The sequence below is a fragment of the Gilliamella intestini genome (genome assembly GCF_900094935.1).
GTDB lineage: Bacteria > Pseudomonadota > Gammaproteobacteria > Enterobacterales > Orbaceae > Gilliamella > Gilliamella intestini.
In genome coordinates this window covers 1-4,090 of record NZ_FMBA01000081.1, presented here as the reverse complement: position 1 = coordinate 4,090, position 4,090 = coordinate 1, and the positions used below count along the sequence as shown (strand labels likewise).

5 protein-coding genes and 1 pseudogene are annotated in these 4,090 nt (G+C 33.6%); 2 read left to right on the top strand and 4 right to left on the bottom strand.

The window, feature by feature from the left end; all coding sequences use genetic code 11:
• Positions 1-132: 132 nt before the first annotated feature.
• The 4 genes from GA0061080_RS11925 to GA0061080_RS11905 all read right to left on the bottom strand — a co-directional run bounded on the left by GA0061080_RS11925 (position 133) and on the right by GA0061080_RS11905 (position 2,686).
• Entirely contained in the window at positions 133-840 is a 708-nt protein-coding gene (locus GA0061080_RS11925) for a replication protein P (protein WP_091126060.1), read from the bottom strand.
• Positions 837-1,751, bottom strand: coding sequence for a phage replication protein O (locus GA0061080_RS11920; RefSeq protein WP_091126057.1), 915 nt, complete (start codon positions 1,749-1,751; stop codon positions 837-839). The genes GA0061080_RS11925 and GA0061080_RS11920 overlap by 4 nt, the downstream gene beginning before the upstream one ends.
• Positions 1,751-2,113: a MerR family transcriptional regulator gene (locus tag GA0061080_RS11915; protein WP_091126054.1), complete on the bottom strand. Its 363-nt coding sequence runs from the start codon at positions 2,111-2,113 to the stop codon at positions 1,751-1,753. Before GA0061080_RS11915 ends, GA0061080_RS11920 begins: the two co-directional genes overlap by 1 nt.
• Before the next feature lie 336 nt (positions 2,114-2,449).
• Positions 2,450-2,686, bottom strand: a complete 237-nt coding sequence (locus tag GA0061080_RS11905) for a transcriptional regulator (RefSeq protein WP_091126049.1) — start codon at positions 2,684-2,686, stop codon at positions 2,450-2,452.
• Positions 2,687-2,810: 124 nt separating this feature from the next.
• On the opposite strand from GA0061080_RS11905, the gene GA0061080_RS11900 reads away from it, so the two are divergent.
• Both GA0061080_RS11900 and GA0061080_RS11895 read left to right on the top strand, forming a co-directional pair.
• On the top strand, positions 2,811-3,443 hold the full coding sequence (locus GA0061080_RS11900; protein WP_091126047.1) for an XRE family transcriptional regulator: 633 nt from the start codon (positions 2,811-2,813) through the stop codon (positions 3,441-3,443).
• A gap of 68 nt (positions 3,444-3,511) precedes the next feature.
• A pseudogene (locus tag GA0061080_RS11895) lies at positions 3,512-4,063 on the top strand (type I restriction endonuclease); the annotation flags it as partial.
• Between the last annotated feature and the right edge of the window lie 27 nt (positions 4,064-4,090).

The following is a 4,090-nucleotide window of genomic DNA, read 5'->3' as shown; positions in this document are numbered from 1 at the left end:
TGGAATGATGCAAAGGGGTTGGTTAAGGAAAAGCAATTGGAGAATTTATTTTGCTCATCGGACACGCATTTTGTTAAAATGAAAGCCGATGAGTAATATGTGTCTGTCAGATTAAGTTTGAGCTACTACACTTTAGCCATTTTCTGCTATACTCCTTTTTGCTTTCTCTCTCGCCCTTTCTCTCATCGCATTGACTGCATCAGAATTGCAATAATATACGCCGTAGCCTGACTTTTTTTCTTCTAGTTGGATACGAATTTCAGGTATTACTTCACCATTCATCAATTTCTTGGCCCACCTGTTAATTAGCATTTCTGCACGCTTTTCAACCTCAAACTCAGATAGGTTGTATTGGCGCATGTGTTTTCTAAGGTCGGTAACAATCCAGTACATAACTGGATGAGACCATGGGAATTGCTCTGCTGTTAGACATGAAAAACCAATCTCAGCACTATACTTGTTGAACTCTCGCATAACTTGAGCAACTGTCGGTAACCCCATATCTGATGCCTCGCCCTCTTTGCACCATGAAATAAATTGACCAGGCGATGGTACAAATGGTGTGCTTTGTTGGCGTGCTTTCTTCATGCCTATTTCAAACTGACGTAACGTTGTTATGCCGTTTTCTTTAAATGCCAGTAACCATTGTTTTTTAAACGTATCCAGATCTGATTGTGTTTTAATAACAGCAGTTATTGCAGGGAATACCGCTTTTAACTCAATGAATATTTGATTGAATTGTTTTTCAATTTCATTAATAACATAAGTTTTGCGATCAACAGGCTGAGCTTTAACTGCTAACCCATTACCATTGTCATAAATTTCGGCTAACGATTTCATACAGTTCCTCCTGCCCAGCCTGTACTGTGCCAATCAATTTCTGATGATGTTGGTTTATTGTTTGTTGTAGAATGGAATCTATCCCAGTGCTTACGTAGTTTTGCTGGACACTGGATATTATCTTTCCAAAAGCTATCCATGTTGGCTATTTTGAATCGCCTACAAATTTCTTTGTGAGGGTTATCAACGTGATCGCCTAAAACTTGTGTCCTTAACAATCGAATATCGTTAGACCAATCAACCCAATTAGGTTCAACAGCGGTAGGGTTCACAATTAATAATTTTTCATAAATCCACTTAGCACACTCTAAATCTTTTACACTTCCCCATTTTTTACCCAATGTCGTATAAATATGGGCATCAGGATTTTTATGCAAAAAGCGCTTTAATTTTTCATCGTCTGAAAATTTGTCAAAATTTCCAGACAATAAAATATTATTAGTAGTCTCTGTAGTAGTCTCTGGTAATGGTTTACTCATTTTGGGTAAATGCATTGACTCATTTTGACTAGATGCATTATCGCAATTTGACGAAATGCATTTAGTCAAATTGGCTGATTGCATTTTGTCATTTTGACTAAATGCAAGTTGTTCAAGTTCATCTAACTTTGTATAATCTATGGAATACCATTTAGTCCTATCTCTTCCATCTTTGTTATAATTACCAACGAAAACCAACCCTTTTTTCTCAATATTTTTTATCGTTCTGACAATCGTTGAGTCACTAAAAAAGGGAAATTGTTTTGCCCATTCGGACACGCTGTTATAAATCCATTTTTTGCCATCATAATTATTATTGGTTTTTCCTATCCAATAATGCATTTGTTGCAAAATAATGGCTTCATTTAGCCCAATAAGTGTTGCTAACTTTGGATTAACAACTAATAACTCATTATCAAATAACAGATTCATTATTTACCTTCTTCTAAATTCTTAATGAGTTTAATTATTTCGTCTTCATCAAATCGATAATGAACAACTGGAACACCATCAATTTTTTTCTTATATGTTGTTAATGAACCACCTAAAATTTTCTTTATTTTTTTTATGGAATATCTCACTTGATCAACAGTTAGATCTAAGGACAGTCCAAATTCTTCATTTTTTATCCAAAAGAAATTGTCTTCATCTTTGTATATATATGAATACGTAATAAGCTCCATGAGCACAGCAGCTAAATTGTAATCACCTTTACATAACCGAAGGCAAGATCTAGGAATGATGACAGTGTTTTCATTTTTGTTATTAATGACATAATCATATAGCTTATTCATGACGCTTCCTTTCTATATGCTTGGTGGTTGTAAAAGTAATTCCACAAATCCTCAACAAATTTGTGGCTGACAGGTGTCCAGATGTGATTTATCATAGCTTCATATTCAAAGCCTGATTGTGAAAACTTACAACGCAATTGCGTTACAGTACAATTTAGTGTTAAACTATTCATGCGACTAATACTCCACAAGTGTTTTTTCGCAACCGACCGATAGCCTTCTGCAAAATTGCTATCGGTCACCCTTTCCAAAAATCATTTCAGTTATAACGATAATTTCACTTAATCTCGTACTTTTTGTGATTACTTTTTATTTTTCAATGTATGCTTAGCTTCACTAAACTACTTTGCTCCGAATTACAGACCAATTAACATCAGGACGGAGATCTTCGCATTTAACAGCTCCGTTTGTTTTGTCTTCTATATCAATTGCTTTTTCTATTGCTATTGAGTTAACGTTGTTTAACCATTGCCAGACTTGTGACTTAGAGACATTAAGTTTTTTAGCCGTCTCTACTTGAGAGCCACCAAAGAAATCAACGACCTTTTTTATTGCTTGATTTTTCTTTTTCATATTGCTCCATGTATAAAAATAAAATACATAATAATAAAAGTATAATTTTACTATACAAATAAGTAAAGTTTTTTTATACGACAAAAGTATAAATTTACTTTACTATTCTAAAAAAGGAGAAAGTATGGATTTAAATGTCGCAGAATGGGTTAAACAATCCCGATTAAATGCTGGTTATACACAAGAGCAGCTAGCTGAAAAATTATCAATGACTAAAGGGAATGTTTCAGCTTTTGAAAATGGCAGAACATCACCTAGTTTTAATGTAATGTTAAAAATATGTCATATTTGTGACGTATCGTTGCCAACAAATGAATTAAAAACACCAACTGAAGAAACTGCAGTGATAATTGATGAATTAACAGTTAGAGCGGAATGTGGAATGGGTGAATACAATGATTACTTTGAGCTTCGAGGTGGTTTATCTTTTAGTAAAGAATGGTTGAAAGAAATGGGCATCAATCCAAAATATTGCTATGTAATATACGCAAAAGGTTTAAGTATGTATCCGACATTACAGGATGGACAGGCTGTTTTAATTGATACAAGCCAAACAATGCCAATTGAAAATAAAGTTTATTTGATAATGAGAGATCTTAACGGTCTAATCATGAAGCGAATTACTAGAGATAAAAATGGGGACTGGATCTACATCAGTGATAACGCGGACAAAAGCACATTCCCAAATATGTATGCTTTTCGAAATGATAAAATAATTGGGCGTGTTGTTTGGACTGGAGGTAACGCCGGTCTGTAACCTGTAACAAATAGCATTATAAATCATTGAAATAAAATAGATAATTGGAATGGAGAAAGGTAATACGTATGAATAATTTTAAAAACAAGTTAGATAATCACTCAGAACACGTTAAAAAGGTTGGAAGTCACTGCAATACGGAAGAAACAACTAAACAAGCGTTAATATTACCATTGCTTGATATTTTAGGATTTACACCATATGATCCAACGAAAGTAAAAGCAGAATTTAAAGCAGATTTTCCTGGAGAAAAAGCTAACGAACGTGTTGATTATGCTCTTTTTTGTCAAGATTTACCAGTGATGTTTATAGAGGCAAAATCATGGAGTGAAGAATTAACTAATCATTGCCCTCAACTTTCAAGATATTTTAATGCAACCCCAGAAGTAGCTGTGGCGGCAATAACAAATGGTAGAGAATGGAGATTTTTTACAGATTTAGAACAAAAAAACATTATGGACTCAAGCCCTTTCTTAAAAATTAAGATCGAAGAATTACAAGATAATGATTATGAACAACTTTATCAATTTAGATACGATCAATTCAAACCAGAAGCATTAAGAACATTAGCAGAAGAAAGTATTTATTTTTCATTATTCACTAAAACAATAACTTGTAGTAGCTCAAACTTAATCTGACAGACACAT